This window comes from uncultured Alteromonas sp., from assembly GCF_963976965.1.
Classification (GTDB): Bacteria; Pseudomonadota; Gammaproteobacteria; order Enterobacterales; family Alteromonadaceae; genus Alteromonas; species Alteromonas naphthalenivorans.
In genome coordinates this window covers 143156-163240 of the sequence record NZ_CAXBMP010000007.1, presented here as the reverse complement: position 1 = coordinate 163240, position 20085 = coordinate 143156, and the positions used below count along the sequence as shown (strand labels likewise).

At 41.7% G+C, this 20085-nt stretch carries 18 protein-coding genes and 4 pseudogenes; 12 read left to right on the top strand and 10 right to left on the bottom strand.

The features are described from left to right. Positions 1 to 797 (bottom strand): annotated as a pseudogene (locus tag AAC006_RS08275) (hypothetical protein); the annotation flags it as partial. An 86-nt stretch (positions 798 to 883) separates the two neighbouring features. On the opposite strand from AAC006_RS08275, the pseudogene AAC006_RS08270 reads away from it, so the two are divergent. After that, positions 884 to 1894: pseudogene (locus AAC006_RS08270) on the top strand (anti-phage deoxyguanosine triphosphatase); the annotation flags it as partial. 57 nt (positions 1895 to 1951) lie between these two features. On the opposite strand, the gene AAC006_RS08265 reads toward AAC006_RS08270, so the two are convergent. Continuing rightward, a complete protein-coding gene (locus AAC006_RS08265; RefSeq protein ID WP_126872249.1) occupies positions 1952 to 2998 on the bottom strand; it encodes an RDD family protein in 1047 nt (348 codons plus the stop codon). Between the two features lie 381 nt (positions 2999 to 3379). On the opposite strand from AAC006_RS08265, the pseudogene msrP reads away from it, so the two are divergent. Together msrP and AAC006_RS08255 are read left to right on the top strand one after the other, a co-directional pair. After that, positions 3380 to 4390 (top strand): annotated as a pseudogene (gene msrP / locus AAC006_RS08260) (protein-methionine-sulfoxide reductase catalytic subunit MsrP). Beyond that, the gene (locus tag AAC006_RS08255) at positions 4390 to 5052 is read left to right on the top strand and encodes a protein-methionine-sulfoxide reductase heme-binding subunit MsrQ (protein WP_126872248.1); all 663 of its coding nucleotides are present in this window, start codon (positions 4390 to 4392) and stop codon (positions 5050 to 5052) included. The pseudogene msrP and the gene AAC006_RS08255 overlap by 1 nt, the downstream one beginning before the upstream one ends. Positions 5053 to 5069: 17 nt before the next feature. Here the strand turns inward: AAC006_RS08255 and AAC006_RS08250 are convergent, their stop codons facing one another. Then, entirely contained in the window at positions 5070 to 5471 is a 402-nt protein-coding gene (locus AAC006_RS08250; RefSeq protein WP_126872259.1) for a YqaA family protein, read from the bottom strand. Positions 5472 to 5862: 391 nt separating this feature from the next. Here AAC006_RS08250 and AAC006_RS08245 point away from each other — a divergent pair, with 391 nt between their 5' ends. The 4 genes from AAC006_RS08245 to AAC006_RS08230 all read left to right on the top strand — a co-directional run bounded on the left by AAC006_RS08245 (position 5863) and on the right by AAC006_RS08230 (position 9445). Beyond that, positions 5863 to 6291 carry a deoxyguanosinetriphosphate triphosphohydrolase gene (locus AAC006_RS08245; protein WP_126872247.1) on the top strand — a complete coding sequence of 143 codons (429 nt, stop codon included), beginning with the start codon at positions 5863 to 5865 and terminating at the stop codon, positions 6289 to 6291. Positions 6292 to 6383: 92 nt separating this feature from the next. Further along, positions 6384 to 6911, top strand: a complete 528-nt coding sequence (locus AAC006_RS08240; protein WP_126872246.1) for a YchJ family metal-binding protein — start codon at positions 6384 to 6386, stop codon at positions 6909 to 6911. Positions 6912 to 7413: 502 nt separating this feature from the next. After that, positions 7414 to 8391 carry a DUF1852 domain-containing protein gene (locus AAC006_RS08235; RefSeq protein ID WP_013784331.1) on the top strand — a complete coding sequence of 326 codons (978 nt, stop codon included), beginning with the start codon at positions 7414 to 7416 and terminating at the stop codon, positions 8389 to 8391. Positions 8392 to 8416: 25 nt separating this feature from the next. Beyond that, positions 8417 to 9445, top strand: coding sequence for a methionine synthase (locus tag AAC006_RS08230; protein ID WP_013784332.1), 1029 nt, complete (start codon positions 8417 to 8419; stop codon positions 9443 to 9445). A gap of 79 nt (positions 9446 to 9524) precedes the next feature. Here the strand turns inward: AAC006_RS08230 and AAC006_RS08225 are convergent, their stop codons facing one another. Further along, positions 9525 to 10580 carry a DUF4350 domain-containing protein gene (locus AAC006_RS08225; RefSeq protein ID WP_260563436.1) on the bottom strand — a complete coding sequence of 352 codons (1056 nt, stop codon included), beginning with the start codon at positions 10578 to 10580 and terminating at the stop codon, positions 9525 to 9527. A gap of 186 nt (positions 10581 to 10766) precedes the next feature. On the opposite strand from AAC006_RS08225, the gene AAC006_RS08220 reads away from it, so the two are divergent. After that, complete coding sequence (locus AAC006_RS08220) at positions 10767 to 11546, top strand: hypothetical protein (protein ID WP_013784334.1); 780 nt, start codon at positions 10767 to 10769, stop codon at positions 11544 to 11546. Positions 11547 to 11620: 74 nt separating this feature from the next. Here AAC006_RS08220 and AAC006_RS08215 read toward each other — a convergent pair. The 3 genes and pseudogenes from AAC006_RS08215 to AAC006_RS08205 all read right to left on the bottom strand — a co-directional run bounded on the left by AAC006_RS08215 (position 11621) and on the right by AAC006_RS08205 (position 13036). Next, a pseudogene (locus AAC006_RS08215) lies at positions 11621 to 12135 on the bottom strand (YoaK family protein). A 133-nt stretch (positions 12136 to 12268) separates the two neighbouring features. Continuing rightward, a complete protein-coding gene (locus tag AAC006_RS08210; RefSeq protein WP_126872244.1) occupies positions 12269 to 12742 on the bottom strand; it encodes an NYN domain-containing protein in 474 nt (157 codons plus the stop codon). 75 nt (positions 12743 to 12817) lie between these two features. Then, on the bottom strand, positions 12818 to 13036 hold the full coding sequence (locus AAC006_RS08205) for a VF530 family protein (protein WP_013784337.1): 219 nt from the start codon (positions 13034 to 13036) through the stop codon (positions 12818 to 12820). Positions 13037 to 13203: 167 nt separating this feature from the next. On the opposite strand from AAC006_RS08205, the gene AAC006_RS08200 reads away from it, so the two are divergent. From AAC006_RS08200 to AAC006_RS08190, 3 genes are read left to right on the top strand one after another with little or no spacing between them, the layout of a single operon-like run. After that, positions 13204 to 13605: a DUF4870 domain-containing protein gene (locus tag AAC006_RS08200; RefSeq protein ID WP_013784338.1), complete on the top strand. Its 402-nt coding sequence runs from the start codon at positions 13204 to 13206 to the stop codon at positions 13603 to 13605. A 29-nt stretch (positions 13606 to 13634) separates the two neighbouring features. Next, positions 13635 to 14126 (top strand): GNAT family N-acetyltransferase, encoded by a 492-nt coding sequence (locus AAC006_RS08195; protein WP_126872243.1) that lies wholly within the window; start codon positions 13635 to 13637, stop codon positions 14124 to 14126. 31 nt (positions 14127 to 14157) lie between these two features. Beyond that, positions 14158 to 15588: an ATP-binding cassette domain-containing protein gene (locus AAC006_RS08190; RefSeq protein WP_126872242.1), complete on the top strand. Its 1431-nt coding sequence runs from the start codon at positions 14158 to 14160 to the stop codon at positions 15586 to 15588. Positions 15589 to 15739: 151 nt separating this feature from the next. Here the strand turns inward: AAC006_RS08190 and AAC006_RS08185 are convergent, their stop codons facing one another. Continuing rightward, complete coding sequence (locus AAC006_RS08185; RefSeq protein ID WP_013784341.1) at positions 15740 to 16033, bottom strand: DUF1244 domain-containing protein; 294 nt, start codon at positions 16031 to 16033, stop codon at positions 15740 to 15742. A 133-nt stretch (positions 16034 to 16166) separates the two neighbouring features. After that, positions 16167 to 18278 carry a polyribonucleotide nucleotidyltransferase gene (pnp, locus tag AAC006_RS08180; protein WP_013784342.1) on the bottom strand — a complete coding sequence of 704 codons (2112 nt, stop codon included), beginning with the start codon at positions 18276 to 18278 and terminating at the stop codon, positions 16167 to 16169. Between the two features lie 336 nt (positions 18279 to 18614). On the opposite strand from pnp, the gene AAC006_RS08175 reads away from it, so the two are divergent. After that, the gene (locus AAC006_RS08175; RefSeq protein ID WP_126872241.1) at positions 18615 to 19175 is read left to right on the top strand and encodes an HNH endonuclease; all 561 of its coding nucleotides are present in this window, start codon (positions 18615 to 18617) and stop codon (positions 19173 to 19175) included. Here AAC006_RS08175 and AAC006_RS08170 read toward each other — a convergent pair. Then, positions 19158 to 20063 carry a mechanosensitive ion channel family protein gene (locus AAC006_RS08170; RefSeq protein ID WP_126872240.1) on the bottom strand — a complete coding sequence of 302 codons (906 nt, stop codon included), beginning with the start codon at positions 20061 to 20063 and terminating at the stop codon, positions 19158 to 19160. The genes AAC006_RS08175 and AAC006_RS08170 overlap by 18 nt on opposite strands. Between the last annotated feature and the right edge of the window lie 22 nt (positions 20064 to 20085).

The window sequence follows — 20085 nt, the reverse complement described above, 5'->3', positions numbered from 1 at the left end:
CCGCCAACACCACCTCTGCGGCCTTTAGTATATTTACCTTGAAGCCAATACTTGAACTCTTGCTTTTGTTTGTCTATGCGCGTATTGAGTTTTAATTCTGTATCTATTTCCTTGAGAAACGATTTCAGACCTAAATATGATTGACCACCAACTTTAAAGTCATTAAGTAATAATCCCATATTTTCCTGCGTACGTAGGCCACATTCTCCACCTGCCCGCAACGTACATTCTACTCGAAGACTTTTAGCATTGGCATAAAGTTCAGCCCGCATACGTGGAGACAGATACTTGATTACATTTCTTCTTTTTGTATTGTCCCTTGCAATAGATTTTTTATCGTCTTTTACACGGATCTCTTTAATGTTGGTAAACCCATTGAAAGCCAAATAGTTGTAGTAATACGTCAAGCCTGAAACTGCTTTCTCGACCATTTTCTCGCTGGTATTTCGTTCCAAGATCAATACACTATTAATATAATAATTTAGAATTTCTTCAGGTAAGTTATGGTGTGTACTTAGAGAAATTGAAGGTGAGTTTTCTGAATAACTTTCAAGCCACAACAGAAACTTTCTTAACTCGTAAAAGCATTCGGTAATTTTTGTTTTTGATAATGTTACTTTATTAAGCTCTGCATCTTTTATTCTGCGCTTTCCAGACCCATCTACCCATGTTAATTTGTATACTTGTCTATTTTTATAAAGTGAATGTAAATATAAGTTGGGTAGCAACAATGGAATACCATCATCGTCACACATCATCTTTGTTTTATATTTTTCACTTTGAAAGTTATACATCATCTATTTCTCATACCAAATCTAATTACATACTAATTTACCTTTCCAACAATAGATACACTTTTATCTTTTTTAGTGGGTGTCCATTTCCTTTCGGTCACGGTGGTGAGATAGCCCTTCATTATATGATGCATGAACATGGCGGCTTTGAAGGCAACGGCCAGACCTTTCGCATTGTTACTCAGTTAGAGCCTTACACTGCAGAACACGGCATGAACTTGTGCCGCCGAAGCGTTTTGGGCCTTGTGAAATACCCCAATTTTATCGATACCTTAACAACCCCTAATGTTATGGGGGAGCGCCCCGCATCATTACGCCAAGTCAAAGCAAGCCAATGGCATCCGCCTAAAGGCTTGTTTCGGTGTGATGAACCCTTGTTTGATTGGTTACTAGCGCCGTTTAGCGCTTCTGACAAAGACAAGCTCATGTCATTCAACCAGATTGATAACAAGCACAGTAAAACACGCTTCAAGTCTTTTGATTGCTCGATTATGGAACTTGCGGATGATATTGCTTATGGCATACACGATTTAGAAGACGCAATTGTCATGGACATGGTGAACCGGCAAGACTTTATTAGCGATGTCACCCTCCCGCTTAAGTCACTAGAGATAAAATGGTTGTCAGATAATATTGATGAACTGACCGATAAGCTTTTCAGCAAAGCCCATCACGAGCGCAAAAACGCTATTGGTGCTTTGGTAAACAGTTTCATTACCGCCATAGAAATAGCGGATGTAGAAGGCTTTGAGCATCCGCTGCTTGCCTATAACGCGAAAATGCCAACCGACTTTGAAAATGGTTTAGAACTGTTCAAGCGCTTTGTTTATAACAAAGTGATTCGCCGCCCTGATGTACAGCAGCTTGAATATAAAGGCCAAATGGTAGTGATGGAGCTACTAGAAGCCTTCAGCTCTGATCCCGAACGCTTATTACCCGAAAATACCCAAGAGCGTTGGTTGAAAGCGTGTGAACAAGATAACGGAATGCGCGTGCTTGCAGACTATATTTCCGGCATGACCGATGAATTTGCCTCACGCTTATACGGCACACTCTTTTCTCCTCGACAAGGTGGCATTCAAGATAACTTTCACGGGTAGCGCTGAGTGTGAAAAAGGTTGAGTGTGGAAAAATTTATTAAGTTGCGTAAACCAGAACTAAACTTTAACCGCATCTGCAACGGTTTGCGCATCTACAACTTGGTTCACACTCCCCTGAATAACCACGGTGGCAGATATTTTATCCTGAATGGCTTGTCTGTTTGGGTCCCAGTACACTTGTAAAAAGCCTAATAACCCCGTCGCAAAACCTGCTCCGTAACCACCGTACCGGCCAAAGCAATCAAGCATGCCAAGTGGCTCACCGCTTAGCGAAACCACGCGAATATTACATACTTTTTTACCTGGGGTTTGCCCGCGCCAGAGCAGTGAGAACAAGGTAAAATAAACCGCAGCCCAACCGAAACCTAAACCTAGGTCTTGAATAATCCCTTTACCCCACTGCAAAATACTGGTTACGGGTGTTGTGCTACTTTCATTTGTAACTTTGCCCGAAATGCTCTCTGGCGCTAAATCTGTATTTTTACCGTCCTCTGCTGCATCAAATTCTTCATCTGCTATAGCCATTAAGTGTAATAGCGATCGCGTAAATTGAGAACTTTCAGCGCCTTCAATTTCAGCAAGTTCAGGCAATTGAGCAACTAAACTAGCGCTAGCAGCGCTCTGGCAAATATCATCGCAGTTTTTATCGTCGTCTGTTTGCGCTAAATAGGTACGTATTATTGATTTATCATGCTCACTTAACTCATCTTTTCGCTCTGCTTCTTTTATTTGTGTTCCTTGTATAGCGCTATCGCCTTCAAAGAAATCTATTGCTAACGAGAGTACCGTTAGCGAGCTTACAAATAAAAAGCTTGCCGCAAAAAGCTTTAAGGCTCTGCGCCAAAACGGCGACATTTTAGGAAGGTATTGTTGTGCAGTGCCTTTATAAAAAGCCATAGCAGCAACAAAGGCAATTAACGTTGCGCTAAGCTTCGCAGCCATAAATATTAAAATGACATCAATGATCATTGCCAGTGCGCGCCTAATCGGTGTGGCTAGAGGGATACCTAATAGCGCTTGGTCAACGTTAAAAGCATACGGGGTGATCACATCTCTGGTTTCTGAACCAGATAGCGCTAATTGCTCTATTTCGTCGGCTTTCATTTTTATATTTGTTATTAAAATAGGTAAACCATTTAAGTTACGCGTTTTTCTATTTCAGCTCAAGCTAAAGCTATTGATTACTATGCACAAAAAAGCATAATGAGTTCAATTGGTATCCCTTACTTACCATTGTGTCTCGCTGTGTTCTTGGTAATACATGAAATTTTTTTCTTATTAAATGGGTCTTCATTTATACGCGTCAAATCTGTAGTTATTTTTTATAAAATTCGCGTGTGTAATAAAACGCGCGTAATACATGGTGCAATCTTAAAACCTTGTCTCCACGTAAGTAATGTAGCCTCGGTGCCTTCGCGCGAAGTCGACGTTACCTGCTTTTCAGTTCTTAATGTCTAAGCGCGCTCATCAATTAATGGTGTAAGTATGTCTAAACCTTTTAAACCATCAGTAAAGTTAACCGACAATCATGTGACCGATGAAAGTGTTTACCTTAATCGTCGCCAGTTACTAAAATCTCTTGGTTTTGTAGGTGCTTCTACACTACTTTCAAACCCCGCGAATGCAGCAGGTTGGTTTTGGGAAGATGAAGAAAAGAAAGCAGAAGCATTTAAAACCCAAGCGCTCAAATTTAGCCAACCAGAAAAGTACCAAATTAGCGAAACACAAACCCCAGAAGCTAAAGCTACTTCTTAAAATAACTTTTATGAGTTTGGCACTGCCAAAGATGAACCGGTTAAAAACGCGCAAGAATTTGATACTTCTGAGTGGACGTTAAAAGTCGATGGGCTGGTGAACAAACCACTCACACTGAATCTTGATGATCTAATGAAACGTTTTCCTCTTGAAGAGCGAATCTATCGACTTCGTTGTGTAGAAGCGTGGTCTATGGTTATCCCTTGGATTGGTTATGAGTTAGGCGCATTACTAAAAGCGGCCGATCCCCTTTCGTCAGCTAAATATGTGGCCTTTGAAACCTTATACGAGCCAAAGCAAATGCCGGGGCAGCGTAACCGTTTCTTGGGTGGTGGTATTGAATACCCTTATGTTGAAGGCCTGCGTTTAGATGAAGCCATGCACCCGCTTACGCTAATGTCGGTAGGACTTTACGGTAAAACCCTACCACCACAAAACGGCGCGCCCGTTCGATTAGTTGTGCCTTGGAAGTACGGCTTTAAGAGTATTAAGTCGATAGTCCGTATCCGGTTGACCGATAAACAGCCCCCGACTACATGGAACCGCTTAGCGTCTAACGAATATGGTTTTTACGCTAATGTGAACCCTGAGGTATCTCACCCTCGTTGGAGTCAAGCTAGCGAACGCCGTATTACCACTGGTGGCTTGTTATCACGCAATAGAATACCTACCGAAATGTACAATGGTTACAGCGAAGTAGCGCCGCTTTATGCAAACATGGATTTAACCCGTAACTTCTAATGAAAATATTCAAAAAACCCGTTCGTGTTTCAAATTTAACTCGCAGGTCATTAAAGGGCATCATTCATTTACTGGCACTTGGGTATTTAGTTGGCCTTTTTTACGCTGGCGTCACCGATAATTTAGGCCCCGATCCTGTTGATACGTTGCTAAACGAAACCGGTATATGGGCAATACACCTTTTACTTATTACGCTGATGTTAAGCCCATTAGCAAAAATACTGCCTAGCCCAGAGCCAATTAAATTCAGGCGAATGCTGGGGATATATAGCTTTGTGTATGCACTGTCGCATTTTGTGACTTACATCCTGTTCGAACTGCAACTAGACATGGGCTTGATTGCTACTGAGTTGGTTAAACGGCCCTATATTGTAGTAGGGCTTACCGCTTTGGTTTTACTCTTCGTATTAACAGTCACGTCTTTTCAGAAAATTCGTCGCTGTATGGGCAAGCGTTGGCAGCATTTACATAACAGTATTTATTTAATAGTACCTTTGGCATTGCTTCATTTTTCATGGTCACAAAAAACCCTATGGCAAGAACCCATATGGTATTGGTTGTTTACCTTTGTATTGTTATTCAACAGAATTAAAGGTTTAGTGACTACTGCACGAAAAAAACATGCTCGTAATAAAAACCGGAAACACGCTGTACAAACTTAACCAGTACTGGTGCAAATTTAGTGAGTGATAAAAAACAACAGCGCGGCATATCGCGCAGTTTTACTTATTCCCACAATCAGTAAGAAAAACCAAAAGCGCGTACGTAAGGTGCCTGCTAGCAGAGTTAATGGGTCACCAATAATTGGCACCCAGGCTAGCAGTAAAGACCATTTCCCCCACTTTTTATACATGACTTCAACCCGCATAAAGGTGGCGTGAGAAACGCGCAGCAACTTGGTCGCTGCCAATTGGCCGAAGCGAAAGCCCAAAACATAATTTACGATTGAACCCAATACATTACCTGTAGATGCAACAACGAGTAACACCAATGCAGATGAACCGTTTAGCGCCAAGGTGGTAAATACCAGTTCAGAACTTAAGGGTAATATTGTGGCAGCAAGAAACGCTGAAACAAACATACCAACATACCCTAGTGTTATTAAACTGCTCACCGCAAATCATGCCTTATTTATTGTTACTAGGTTCACGTCATCGTGTTTACCCTAATGAAATTTTATGCGGTTGTAGTGTACCTAAGTCGCCAATTTAGTCATTAAATTTGCTTACCCTTTGGTGGCTATACGCCTACCCTTGAACGACAATACGCTGTAGTCATTGATATTACAGCGTTTGCGCGCGAAGCACTTCCCTCTTCAAATCGGTATAACCATTCAAAAGCATTTAAGAAATAAACATTGTGTGAAAAAAACACAATTTAATGCTTGCAATCCTTCCAACTTAAAACTACTGTATACACATACACACTGTATAGATAGCCAGTTTAAAAATAACTTACGAAAAGGTAACGCTATGAACACTTCTCCAATTGCACGTTTACAGGCATTACGTACCTCAGTGACCAATAAGTCTGTTTCAAGCACCGCTATTTCTAACGTTGTACAGCTCCCCTTACCTTTCGAAGGCTATCCAGGTGAAGGAAAAGGTGGCACGAGTAAGGGCTGGAATTATCTATTAGCCGATTCAGTGTCATTTTCAAAAGAAGTCGACCACGCTATTCGTATACAAAAACCTGAAAAGGAAAAAATGCCAGAGTGGATAAGCAAGCTGATAACCGGCGGCCAGTGCAAAACACTGTATGTTGAAAATATTGATTTAGATTTGCAGCCTACCGACAGCGATATGATCAGAAAGCTTTGCGAACTTTATTCTGTATGTTTGGTAAATGTGCGAGTAGATTCAGCGTTAAATGAAGGCAACCTTGCAGCAGGGCCATGGTAATTCGTTTGATTAACCGTTAGCATTGCGCCCGAGTGCACGTTTACCTGCACATATATTCAATATGTGCACTGCTAACTTGGTTGTAAAAAATTATGCGATGTTTTTGCTGTTCAAATTTACCATTTTCTTCATGCTGTGAACCTTTTTTAAAAGGGCATGCCACACCTCAAACTGCTGCCCATTTAATGCGCTCTCGTTTTTCTGCGTATGCCAGTAAGCAATTCGATTATGTACTGGCTACCTACACAAAAGTACGTCAACCGGAATTAAGTGTTAATGAATTAACTGCAAATGCAGCTAATGCTACGTGGTTTGCACTGGAAGTGGGTGAAACCCAGAATGTACCTCTTATTAAACATGCCGAAGGGGTTACTGAGGACATAATGCAAATTAATGAAGGTGCAACGGATACGGTAGATTTCACGGCTTATTATTTTGAAAATAAAAACCTATATCAGTTACATGAGACATCGAACTTTATTGTTGAAGATGGCAAATGGTGCTATCACGACGGGATACTCCATGATGACTGCGGCAAAGTAAAATACGGCCGTAACTTACCTTGTCTTTGTGGCAGCGGGAAAAAATTTAAGCAATGCTGTGCAACCAAAGCACGGTAAAGCTTCATTAGCTGTGTGGCTGTATTCCCCTATCCCCTTTAATACAAAACGCTTTTACCCGGCGAACTAATAGTTACCCTGTCATTCAAAATGTTCAAAACCCGAAGCAGATAAGTTCGAAGCAAATAAGTCTGCTGCTTCGGGCTTTTGAAGCATTTACCTCTATTCTTTTTATTCATTCTTTTTACTAATAGTGTTGAATTTTCACATCCCTTCACACAAGTAGATTGCTTTTACGGCAGCGCTGTCATTATTCAAATTAAAACTTAAAACTTAAAACTTAAAACTTAAAACTGACAATTATGAGTAAAGTTCATAATTTAATGAAATTAAATCATTTTTATTCATCAGTTAATCTGCGTATAAAACCTTCTCTGCTCGACACAACTAACGTATTGCATTCGTTTTTAATTAGCTACTAGGCGCTTAATTAGAAAATACAGAACAGTTGAACTGAGCTAAAAATTTGGGTTTATGTTCACAAATGGAATGTCAGATCACCATGAATAACACTTTTACTTTTTCGCTTAAGCGCGTTTGTTTTGATGAAAACTACCGTCCATCTGACAACACACGCATCACTACTAACTTTGCTAACTTGGCTAGAGGTAGACGACGCCAGGATAATCTTCGAAACGCATTACAGATGATAGACAATCGTTTTAATGCTCTAGCGTATTGGGACAATATTAGCGGCGATCGTTATTCGGCAAAGCTTGAAATCATTTCGGTTGATATTGATGTTGAAGGTAACGGCTGTACCTTTCCTACCATTGAAATACTAAAAACCAATATTCTTGATCGCAAAACCAATACGACTATTGAAGGAATTGTGGGGAACAACTTTTCGTCTTATGTACGAGACTACGACTTTAGCGTGATCTTATCTGAGCATAATAAAGACCGAGACCAGTTTAGCATTCCCAATGATTTTGGTGATTTGCACGGGAAGATGTTTAAAGCATTCGTGAACTCAGACGTTTACAAAGAAAGTTTCAGTAAGTTACCTGTTATCTGCCTGAGTGTGTCGGAAAACAAAACTTACCAAAGAACGGAAAATCAGCACCCTGTATTAGGTTTTGAATACCAGCCTAATAGCGCTTCGTTAACCGAGCAGTATTTCCAAAAGATGGGACTGCAGGTTCGCTATTTCATGCCGCCTAATAGCGTTGCCCCTTTGGCATTCTATCATTTTGGTGACTTGCTAAACGATTACACCAATCTTGAATTGATAAGCACGATTAGCACCATGGAAACCTTCCAAAAGATTTATCGCCCTGAGATTTATAACGCAAACGCGGTCGCAGGTAGAGTGTATCAGCCGAATTTAAAACACCAAGATCATTCACTCACACAAATAGAATATGACCGAGAAGAACGCAATCACTTAGCGGCTCAACAAGGTAAGTTTGTTGAAGAGAATTTCATCAAGCCTTACCACAATATTCTTCAACAATGGTCTGCAAACTGCGCCCTTTAACTCATTCAAACGTGTAGTACATATTATGAAAAAATTATTACCTACTTCAATTGCCGGCAGCCTTCCTAAACCGTCTTGGCTAGCGCAACCTGAAACACTTTGGTCACCTTGGAAATTAGAGGGTGATGAACTGACTCAGGGCAAACAAGACGCCTTACGCTTGTCGTTACTCAATCAGCAACAATCTGGCGTTGATATCATTAGCGATGGTGAACAAACTCGCCAACATTTTGTTACCACCTTTATTGAACATTTAAACGGTGTTGATTTTCAGCAGCGTAAAACGGTAAAAATCCGTGACAGATATGATGCCAGTGTGCCTATGGTGGTTGGTGAGGTTACTCGTCAAAAAGCCGTTTTTGTCGATGATGCCAAGTTTTTACGTCAACAAACTAGCCAACCAATTAAATGGGCACTTCCCGGCCCCATGACGATGGTAGATACCCTTTACGACAGCCACTATAAAAGTCGCGAAAAGCTTGCTTGGGAATTTGCGAAAATATTAAACCAAGAAGCCAAAGAGTTGGAAGCTGCAGGCGTTGATATTATTCAGTTTGATGAACCTGCTTTTAATGTATTTTTCGATGAGGTGAATGACTGGGGCATTGCGGCACTTGAACGCGCAGCTGAAGGGTTAAAATGTGAAACTGCCGTACATATCTGCTACGGCTATGGGATTAAAGCCAACACCGATTGGAAAAAGTCATTAGGTGATGAATGGAGACAATACGAAGAGATTTTTCCAAAACTGCAATCGTCCTCTATCGACCTTATTTCGCTAGAGTGTCAAAATTCTCGGGTTCCCATGGAACTAATCGAGCTGCTTCGTGGGAAAAAAGTGATGGTTGGTGCTATAGACGTAGCCACCAATGCTATTGAAACACCAGAAGAAGTCGCTAATACCCTAAGAAAGGCCTTACAGTTCGTTGATGCTGATAAACTATACCCTTGTACTAACTGTGGCATGGTGCCGTTATCACAACATGTAACACGCGGAAAACTCAACGCATTGAGTGCAGGTGCCGAAATCATTAGACAAGAATTAACGCGTTAATGCTACTGTCCTGATAGCGATTACAGAGCTGACATTGAGTTTGCATCTATGCGCCACTCAACTTTTTTGTCAGCTCTGTTTAACCTGCTAGCCAATGAATAATGTTAAGTAAAAATCGTTCGTTTTGTTCAGCTCCTACCGACCTCATACCATGTTTATCTCCTGTACGCGTATCGATTTGAGAAGAAAACATCATGCCTTCAGAAAACACTGCAACCCGCCCCTTACCCAATTTCAACAAGGCACCTTGACTCCACCCTTCAATGGCTCTTCGACGTGTGCTAGACGTTATTTCAAAAGGAACTTCTGGCTCAATAGATACAGTACGTGGTCCAAGGGTTAACAGTGAAGTGGCCCCTTCTGGTGGTAAAAAGGCAGCGCCGCCGAAAGTTTTAACTTGTATCACTTCTTTTACGTGCAATTGACTATTTAATACTGATGTGAATGCGCCATTTTGACTTTCTTGCATAAATACAGGAAGTTCGACATGGTTTGGGGTTTTGGCTTCTGGATTGGCTTCAGAATTAGAATTAGCATTAGCATTAGCATTAGCGCTAGAATTATCATCTTGCTTAGTATTTTCATGTGCATAGGTTACTTCATGGCTAATCAGCGTACCCGTGGCCTTGCTAAATAGTGTTGCTTTGACGTGGCCATTAGTAAAAGTGAAGCCCAACGCTGTTGCTAGGCTTTCTATGACTTTCGGAAAAGGGGCGTGATCGGCAATAAGAAAAAGTGAGCCGCCATTTCGTACCCATTCAATAACAACAGATACTTCATCATTAGTCAGCGCTTGGTTAAAAGGGGGTTGCCAATTGCTTCGCTTTTTATCAAGGGCATTGGCGATAACAAGAATATCCACATTTTTAAGGGCCTGTTGGCTGAAACTTACCTTGTTTGAATCAACCGTGACTCCGTCGCTTAGTAACACCTGAGCAAAGGGTTTGAAGCGATTATTGATGGTGAGAAAATTGTGGTGAGATTCATCAACCAGTACCACTGGGCTAGCATTTGAGGTGTAAGTTGCTGTTCGCTGGTAGGGTTCAAATGTCGCGTCTGCTTGCTGAGGGCTGTCAGTGCACGAAACCACTAAAAGTACATTGAAAAGAATAGCTATTCTCGCCATCGCTTTCATTAACACGTCCTTATGAATAACTTCTAGAGTAAAAAGATAAAATAAAGCCAAATATTTCATAGCGTTAAAGGCATTTTCGACTTTAATTAGATTATTTTCCAATCATTTTGTAATTTTTATTTTTTGCCCGTGACTATAGCTTTGAAGGTTAATTAATAATCACCAAAGCATATATAGGGAATCACGATGACGGCACAAACTTCAGGCAATCAAAATGAGTTAGCGTTACAAGCCCCCAAAACATACGAAAACAATACCTATGGGAAAAATACAGGGCGTTTAGATAACAAGGCGTGGCTTCAACAAGGGTGGCAATTATTTAAGCAAGCCCCTTTTTCACTATTTGTTCTTATGCTGAGCCCGTTAATTATTGAAGGTATTATACAGCTATTACCTGCGCAACTAATACCTGATCCCCTACTAGCAGCACCCATGTCCATAATGCTTTCAAAATGGATAATGGTGCCTGTTATTGGCGCTACTTGGCTATGCATTCATAACTTGGCGACAAAAGGGAAAGTATGGTCGTTCTCTGCAATAAGCAATGCGTCGTGGGGAAAATTTCTACTTATTAGCCCTCTCCTTTTGCTACCGTTTTTAAGTCAGCTTTTGTTCTCTTGGGTACTACTTGGTAGTAGCGGCGTAGATTTGCTTTTATTCCAAAAGCTTATTGATATAAGCGCCCAAACGTTAGGTTTACTATTCTCATCGGCAGTGCCATTTATTATGCTATTTCTGTTTGTTGCACCACTAATGTTAATAGCTAAACGCACTTTTAAACAAAGTATGGCAACAACCTTTTCGATTGTTTCTGCACAGCCTAGTGCTTTCGCCATGTTAGCTGCACTAAACACCTTGGTTATTTATTTTGCGCCACACACCTTTGGTTTGTCTGTGTTACTTGCATGTCCAGTACTTGCTTGTATCCATTATGGTGCTGTTAAGCCACATCTAGCGCATAAATAACCTTTAAAATAGACCAAAACAAGGCCGCTAATGTCAGCGGCCTCGTTTAGTGTTTACCTTTGCCAATGTTTCACTTATACCGCTTTTCGCAAATAGACGTTGTAAATCATCGCTATCACTAGGCATACGCCAGCTGGCGCAATAAGCGAAAAGAACTGAAACATGCCAAACAGAATTGCCCCCGCTGTGCCACCAAAAATGAAACCGGTAATAATTAACAAGAATAGCTTGGCTTTTCTGGTATCTAGCTTTTCCCCTCGGCACAGGGCCCCAAGCATAATGCCTAAATCGGTGAAAATACCAGTAACGTGAGTGGTGCGAATAATAGCGCCGCTATAGGTTGTAGCTAACGCATTTTGAAGCCAGCAATGGAAGCGCCTGCAAGAAAGGAAAGCAAAACCCCTACAAGATGAAATGCATTTTGCAGAGACCCTTGGTAAACACCAGTACCTAGCAGGGTTGCAGTACCCGATAGATGCGAGACAGATTGATGGTCAAACCCAAGTAGTCCAATCGCATTCACATACCCAGCCACCAGCGCCAAGATAAATGCGCCGAACTCTACCCACTTAGGAAGCTGAGAAATCATAATCCCTCGTCGTGTTACTACTCAGATTAGGCTAGCGTACTCGCTAGTAGAGAAAGTCAAACTGACCGATATCAATAAAACTGCCAAAATAAATTTTTTATCAGCAACAATGACATAGCTTAACCCACATAGACTAACGCAGTAACAAGTCACCTTGTACAGGAACATATTTGCTGGCAGCCTTTATAAGAGAAACCGAAGTGAGTTCTTGAACGCCGTACACTTCCACCTCTTTACCTTTATCAACAAGCTTACTGGCCAATATATCGAAATCACCATCTCCTGTAGCAAACACAATAGTGTCAGCGAGATCAGCATACTCCATAGCGTCAATCGTTATACCCACATCCCAATCGCCTTTCGCTGAACCATCTGCTCGCTGAATGAAAGGTTTTAACTTCACTTCAAAGCCAATACCACGGAGTATATTTTGAAACTCTCGCTGTTTTGTGTCGCCTCGCTCAATAGCATACGCCACTGCTTTCACCACGTTTCTACCTTCGGTAGCCAAGCGCCAAAATTGATTGTAATCAAAATTGCACTTATGAATTTGTCGCGTGGTGTAGTAAATATTTTGCACGTCAACGAAAAGCGCAACGTTATCCATGGTTAGTCCTTTTTGATAGCCAGAAGGCTCAGCCTTTTTGATGTTGTTTGTTAGCTTGCCTATTACACGAGTAGATTAGCTAAATGTACGAATATATAACGCTTCTACTTTGTCTCTCGCCCACTGAGTTTTGCGCAAAAACTTAAGCGAAGATTTCACAGAAGGGTCGTTGTTAAAACAGTTCACCCTAATTTCAGAGTACAAGCCTTCCCATTGATAATGTTCAACGAGACGAACAAGAATTTTTTCAAGGGTAAGCCCGTGAAGAGGATTATTTGGCTGCTGTTGGTTCATAATGCTAATTCCGAATAGAAACAGATACGTATCGCGACTAATCAGCTCGCTAGTACGTTGATTTTGCTATTTTAACAGAGTATGTTGGCATTCCCTTCGAAAAATTCGAAGTAACTGCCGTTAACGCAAATAAATATAAATAATCATAATTAAACAAGGATAGTTGTATGAGCGATGATATGAACAACAGTAATCAAGCTAGTAATGAAACCGGAAGCGTTCAAGAGTATTGGGGGATGCCACTTAACACCTATTGCATGCTTATTCACCTTAGCCAGTTAACCAGTATTATAGTGCCTGGTTTAGGGTTTATCCTGCCTATCGTTATGTGGGCTGTGAATAAAGATAAGCACCAAGATATTGATATGCATGGAAAGGTCACCGTTAATTGGTTGATTAGCTTGTTCATTTACTCACTTATTTGTGGCGTGCTCACGTTAATTATTATTGGTATGTTTGGCTTAGTAATACTCGCCATACTGAACTTCATTTTTGCTATTGTTGCAGCAATAAAAGCCAACAAGGGCGAATTATGGGTTTACCCCCTGAGTATTACGTTTCTTAAATAACCACTTAAGTTGGCCAATGTACGTTATATATGAAAATTAAACATGACGACCTTAGCAGCGGCGATGTTATCGCCCTGCTAGAAGAGCACTTGAAAGACATGTATGCCACGTCTCCTCCAGAGAGCGTGCATGCCTTGGATGTTACAGCGTTAAAGCCACCTAACATTACGTTCTTTAGCGCATGGCAAAGTGATGTTCTAGCTGGCTGTGTCGCTATAAGAAAATTAAGCAGCACTGAAGCTGAATTGAAATCTATGCGAACTGTTGCAGCTTTTCGTAATAAAGGCGTAGCAACACAGTTACTCACCTATGTGATTGAATTCGCGATAGCAAATGGTTACCAAACGCTAAGCTTAGAAACGGGCACGCAAGGCTACTTCAACGCCGCTCGGCAACTATATGCTAAAAACGGATTTAAGGATTGCGAGCCTTTTGGCAATTATCAGCTTAATCCCAACAGCCACTTTATGACCAAACCGTTAGTTAACATTGACATATCCCCGTCATCCCCGCCAAAATGATTTAATACTGGCTAACTGAAACGTCTGCATTTTGACCACGCTATCGCTACACAACTTTCAAGTAAAACTAGAAAACAACTTCACCACTCCTGCATTTACTTTTAACGTCAATCAAGGTGAGCATGTACTCATTGCTGGGCGAAACCGTGCAGGCAAATCTTTACTTATGGCGGCATTAGCTGGTCGTGGCAAGCCCTTAGCGGGTACGCGCTCATGCAATGTGTCAGTTGCTGAAGTGAGCGTAGCGGTTCAGCAAGCGATTATTCTTGAAGAAAAACAAAAAGACAGTGCGGATCTGCTCGATATTGTGGCCGAGCCTACCCTAGTGCATGAGCTTTTAAGCGAAGCAAACGCTAATTATCAACAACACAGCGCGTACGAAGCCTTATCAACCGCCTTGCAGGTTGAACATTTACTTAATACGGCCTTTCTTTCACTGTCTACCGGTGAAACACGTAAAATCCTGATGTTACTAGCCTGGGTGAGCAATGCAGACGTAATTTTAATTGATGAGCCATTTGAAGGGCTTGATAAAAACGCAAGAGCAGGTTTAAACACCTTCTTAAGCCAACAAACTCAGTCCACCTTAGTGATTACCGCAAACACGGTGCGTGACGTGCCGAATATGGCATGTAAATTAGTCTTGGTTGAGGCATTAAAAATAGTATCGTCTAGCGACGACAGCATGGCTCCTGAAGCGCTGATTAATCATCTATCTTCATGGTTTAGCTTAAACACGGCTGAACCCACATTGCCACCTACCACCGAAACGTCTAAAACCTTTGCCAAAGATGCGCCCTTAATTGCGCTTCGAAATGGGTTTGTTAAGTACGATGACAATACCGTATTTAAAGATGTAGATTTTATGGTTTACCCCGGCCAGCATTGGCAAATATCTGGGCCCAATGGTTCGGGTAAAACCTGCTTGCTTACCATGATTACAGGCGATAACCCTCACTGCTACACCAATGATTTAACCTTATTTGGAATAAAGCGAGGGTCAGGGGAAAGCATATGGGATATCAAACAACACATTGGCATTATGTCGAACGCACTGCACATGCAGTACCGGGTAAATTGCAGCGCTCACAATGTAGTGACCTCTGGCTTCTACGATAGCATCGGGCTTTATACCACGCCGACCAACGCTGAAAATGCGATTGCCGATGCGTGGCTTGATGTTATAGGTTTTACCGATAACAAACACACACCGTTCAACAGCCTTTCTTTTGGTGAACAGCGTTTATTACTTATTGTGCGCGCCATGGTGAAGCACCCTGCGGTGTTAATACTTGATGAACCCTGCAATGGGTTAGATGATATTAATCGCACCAATGTGCTGGCACTGATAAAACGTTTAGCAGCTTCGAACCACACCACCCTACTTTATGTTACTCATATAGCCGATGAAGCGATTGAGGGTATCGAAAACATGCTTGATATGCGAGATTACCAAGGATAGTGGTCTTTAATGTATTTGATACTTGTGAAGCGACTTCCGTTAAGCGTTTTTTGTATGTCGCTTGGTGGATAAGGCTTTTGTGGATTCGGCTTACATAAAACGACTTACACGTTTATCAATGAAAAACCCAGCTTTTAGCTGGGTTTATTGTTTATTTCTTTTGACGTGCTGCTAGTTTTTCTAGCTGTTCATCACTGGCCGGTAGTTGATGCTTTTCTTTCCACTCAGAATACGGCATTTTGTAAACTACTTCTCGAGCCGCATCGTAATCGATGTCTTCACCCTGCTCTGCAGCGGCAGAGGAATACCACTTCGCCAAACAATTACGACAAAAATCAGCCAAAATCATCAGGTCGATATTTTGTGCATCTTTGTTCGCATCTAAATGATCAACCAAACGGCGAAACACGGCGGCTTCAATTTCAGTTTGCGTTTGCTTTTCCATGTTGCTCCTTTCTTTAAAAACAAAAAAGGGAGCTAAGCTCCCTTTTCTAATTTTTTATCTTTGTCTTAAATCTACTTTTTGCCATAGTGATTAGGCGTAAGCCTACGCTATAGCAAACTAGCAAATAAAAACCTTACTCTGCGTCGTCAGACTTAGGAGCAGGCTTTTCAAGTAACTCTTTAATGCTTAGACGTACGCGGTTTTGACGGTCAATTTCCATCACTTTCACGTCAATCATCGCACCTTCAGTAAGGTAGTCAGTTACTTTGTTAACACGCTCGTGAGCGATTTGAGAAATATGTACTAGGCCTTCTTTACCTGGTAATACTTCAACAAACGCACCGAAATCTACGATACGGGTAATCTTACCGTGGTAAGTTTTGCCCACTTCGATTTCAGCGGTAACTTGCTCAATCTTGCTGATAGCAATATCGGCTTTCGCACGCTCAGTTGCGAAGATTTTGATAGTACCATCATCTTCGATTTCGATGTTGGTATCAGATTCTTCAGTAATTGAACGAATCATTGCGCCGCCTTTACCGATAACGTCGCGGATCTTGTCCTGATCGACTTTAACAGTGTAAATGCGCGGAGCAAATTCGCTAAGCTCTTCGCGGTGACCGCCAATAGCTTCGTCCATTACGTTAAGAATATGCAAACGTGCTTCTTTTGCCTGTTTAAGGGCAATTTGCATGATTTCTTTAGTAATACCTTCAATTTTGATATCCATCTGCAATGCAGTGATACCACCGGTAGTACCAGCAACTTTAAAGTCCATGTCACCAAGGTGATCTTCATCACCAAGGATGTCTGAAAGTACAACGAAGTTTTCGTCGCTTTTCACTAGACCCATTGCAATACCAGCAACTGAAGCTTTAATTGGTACACCTGCATCCATAAGCGCAAGTGAAGTACCACATACAGAGGCCATTGAAGATGAACCGTTTGATTCTGTAATTTCAGAAACGATACGTACTACGTACGGGAATTCTTCTTCGCTTGGCATTACTGCTTGAATACCGCGCTTCGCCAAACGACCGTGACCAATTTCACGACGCTTAGGAGAACCAATCATACCGGTTTCACCAACACAGTATGGAGGGAAGTTATAATGAAGCATGAAGCGGCTGTCACGACGGCCTTGAAGCTCGTCAATCATCTGCGCGTCACGTTCTGTACCTAGCGTAGCAGCAACGATAGCTTGAGTTTCACCACGAGTGAAAACAGCAGAACCGTGAGTACGTGGTAAAATGCCCGTTGCAACGTCTAGTGCACGAATCATCTTAGGATCACGACCGTCGATACGAGGCTCGCCAGCAAGGATGCGTGAACGCACTACGTCAGACTCAAGATCATGAAGAAGGTTTGATACTTCTTTCTTATCTTGGGTCTCGTCTTCAGCAAGGATAGCATCACGAGCTTTTTCAGTTGCAGCAGTAACTGCGTCTTTACGTGCAAGCTTGTCAGAGATTTGGTAAGCAGCAACCATTTCAGCTTCAGCTAATGCTTTCACTTTATCTTTAAGGGTTGTGTTTTCTGCTTCTGGTTTCCAGTCCCACTTGTCGATACTAACGTTAGCAGCAAATTCTTTAACTGCTGTTACTACCGTTTGTAGTTGCTCGTGACCGAACATTACTGCACCAAGCATAACGTCTTCAGAAAGCACATCGGCTTCTGACTCAACCATTAATACTGCGCCTTCAGTACCAGCAACAACAAGATCTAGATCGCTGTCAGCTTGTTCTTCAACACGGGTATTTAGAATGTATTCGCCGTCAGTGTAACCAACGCGCGCTGCACCAATTGGACCATTAAATGGAATACCAGAAATGGCTAGTGCTGCTGAAGTACCAATCATAGAGATGATATCAGTTGGAATATCTGGGTTAGCAGACATTACCGTGATAACAACTTGTACTTCGTTTTTAAACCCTTCAGGGAATAATGGACGGATTGGACGGTCAATCAAACGCGCTGTAAGGGTTTCGCCTTCAGAAGGACGACCTTCACGTTTGAAGAAACCACCAGGGATTTTACCCGCAGCATATGTTTTTTCTTGATAGTTTACTGTTAGTGGGAAGAAATCTTGATCTGCTTTCGCTTCTTTCTTACCTACAACGGTAACTAATACAGCGGTGTCATCCATACTTGCCATGACGGCTGCTGTGGCCTGACGAGCGATAACGCCCGTTTCTAGTGTTACAGTATGCTGTCCATACTGAAATGATTTAGTAATAGGAGTCACTATTTGTCCTTTAATTTCAATCTTATTTATCGCTTATAATCGCGGTGCATAGTATAGCGATGAACTAACGCTAATACCATTAACAAATTTTCTATTCGTAGAATTCGTTGCGGTTTGTGGTAATTTCGTCCACATCACGTATTCACTGTGATTAACCCACTACACAATGTAGTTCACATTGAACAAATAAGCGCATAAATACTCACCGCAACGTAAATATCACCATAACCAGATGAATTTTGTATTAATACGTTCAAATTGTATGTATTTTCATCATAATGACATAAAACCTCGTATGCTATAACTAAACCTACACGGTGCGCTAAGGGGAATGTAATGCTAGTACTCAGACTAAATAAAGCTGGCATGCCACAGGAATGGATCCATGTTGAGCAAGCTACAAAACTCTATTGTCAGGAAAAGGTATTATTCGAATTAGGCAGTGATGCCGTTACGCTTAAAGGTGGCTGGGATCATGACGGCCATCAAAGTCAGTTAACCTTATCAAGTATTATTGCTTGCGATGGCAAAGTCACAGATTTAAGCGGAAAAATAGCGTTAACCAATCGGTATCTGTTTAGGCGTGATAATTACTTATGCCTTTATTGTGGCCAACGCTTCTCACCTAGCCTGTTAACCCGTGATCATATTATTCCACGCTCACGGGGTGGCAAAGATAGCTGGACTAATGTGGCAACGTCTTGTCAGCGCTGTAACCATGCTAAAGCGGCCAAAACCCCTGAGGAAGCGGGCATGCCTTTGCTTGCTGTACCCTTCAGGCCAAACGTGTATGAAAGGTTCTATTTAGTGAACCGACGAATATTGGCTGACCAAATGGAATTTTTAAAAGGCCACTTTACCGATAAGCGAGATTGGCACTTAAACGGTTTCCCCTAGCGATTGAGAGCTAGACGAAGTGTTTGGCGGACAGGCACTTTTTTCTAGCGCCTCAAACCACAGGCTTAGCCAATCTGAACACATTTTGTGTTCAAGTTCGTGTGCCTCTGCTGTCGGGCAAAACAAACTAACTTTCACGACTACCTTAGCCAGTTCATTGGTTTTAATTTCAACTTCAGGGTCAATTTGAATAAAGTCTTGTTCTAAGTGACGCTCGATAAGGCCTTTATACCGTTCTGCTACATCACGAAAGTATTCACAGTGCGCTTGTGCACTAGCTCTAAAGGCCGGTAACAAGCTGTAGGCATTTACCGTCGGCTCATTCACAATATTAAAAGAGTGCAATTTATAACGACGTAAGAAGTTTAAATTACGCACTGTCTGAGTAACTAACTGGCTATTAGGCACATATACGTGCTTACCGGTATAATTGAAGGTTTCAGGGTCAACTTCTAATAAGGCGGTTTTTGCCCAATCCATTTCTACCACTTCCCCGATGACGTTATTCATCTGGATCCAATCCCCTACCCTAAATGGCCGTGCGCCTAGGTAGTAAATGAAGCCCATAAAGCATTGAATAAATTCGCGGGTAGCTAACACAATAGCCACCATGAAAGCGGCAATTGAAATGGCAAGGTTCTGAATTTCAGATGACCACACCATCATCAGCAGCACAATAATGAATGCATTACCTAGCTGCTCTAAAATATTAATCTGGTTACGTCGATCTTCCCCTTTGCGCGAGCTCCGACGCTTAATAAGGCGAAGGGTGCCCTTCTTGAAAAAGTGGAGTAATACCACTAAAAAGAGCGAGGCCAATAGCTTGTAATCCAACACAAATTGAACAAAGTTATGCCACATTTGTGTTGGGTCTATCGCTATTTCCATGTAGATGCTCCAGTTAACCATT

What these genes read in the sequence shown, in the direction of transcription:
- AAC006_RS08250 (WP_126872259.1), bottom strand. Translation starts at nt 5,471, where the DNA reads ATGTTTGTTTCAGCGTTTCTTGCTGCCACAATATTACCCTTAAGTTCT.
- AAC006_RS08230 (WP_013784332.1), top strand. Translation starts at nt 8,417, where the DNA reads ATGAAAAAATTATTACCTACTTCAATTGCCGGCAGCCTTCCTAAACCG.
- AAC006_RS08220 (WP_013784334.1), top strand. Translation starts at nt 10,767, where the DNA reads ATGACGGCACAAACTTCAGGCAATCAAAATGAGTTAGCGTTACAAGCC.
- AAC006_RS08240 (WP_126872246.1), top strand. Translation starts at nt 6,384, where the DNA reads ATGCGATGTTTTTGCTGTTCAAATTTACCATTTTCTTCATGCTGTGAA.
- AAC006_RS08205 (WP_013784337.1), bottom strand. Translation starts at nt 13,036, where the DNA reads ATGAACCAACAGCAGCCAAATAATCCTCTTCACGGGCTTACCCTTGAA.
- AAC006_RS08195 (WP_126872243.1), top strand. Translation starts at nt 13,635, where the DNA reads ATGAAAATTAAACATGACGACCTTAGCAGCGGCGATGTTATCGCCCTG.
- AAC006_RS08170 (WP_126872240.1), bottom strand. Translation starts at nt 20,063, where the DNA reads ATGGAAATAGCGATAGACCCAACACAAATGTGGCATAACTTTGTTCAA.
- AAC006_RS08185 (WP_013784341.1), bottom strand. Translation starts at nt 16,033, where the DNA reads ATGGAAAAGCAAACGCAAACTGAAATTGAAGCCGCCGTGTTTCGCCGT.
- AAC006_RS08235 (WP_013784331.1), top strand. Translation starts at nt 7,414, where the DNA reads ATGAATAACACTTTTACTTTTTCGCTTAAGCGCGTTTGTTTTGATGAA.
- AAC006_RS08265 (WP_126872249.1), bottom strand. Translation starts at nt 2,998, where the DNA reads ATGAAAGCCGACGAAATAGAGCAATTAGCGCTATCTGGTTCAGAAACC.
- AAC006_RS08255 (WP_126872248.1), top strand. Translation starts at nt 4,390, where the DNA reads ATGAAAATATTCAAAAAACCCGTTCGTGTTTCAAATTTAACTCGCAGG.
- AAC006_RS08210 (WP_126872244.1), bottom strand. Translation starts at nt 12,742, where the DNA reads ATGGATAACGTTGCGCTTTTCGTTGACGTGCAAAATATTTACTACACC.
- AAC006_RS08225 (WP_260563436.1), bottom strand. Translation starts at nt 10,580, where the DNA reads ATGAAAGCGATGGCGAGAATAGCTATTCTTTTCAATGTACTTTTAGTG.
- AAC006_RS08245 (WP_126872247.1), top strand. Translation starts at nt 5,863, where the DNA reads ATGAACACTTCTCCAATTGCACGTTTACAGGCATTACGTACCTCAGTG.
- AAC006_RS08175 (WP_126872241.1), top strand. Translation starts at nt 18,615, where the DNA reads ATGCTAGTACTCAGACTAAATAAAGCTGGCATGCCACAGGAATGGATC.
- AAC006_RS08200 (WP_013784338.1), top strand. Translation starts at nt 13,204, where the DNA reads ATGAGCGATGATATGAACAACAGTAATCAAGCTAGTAATGAAACCGGA.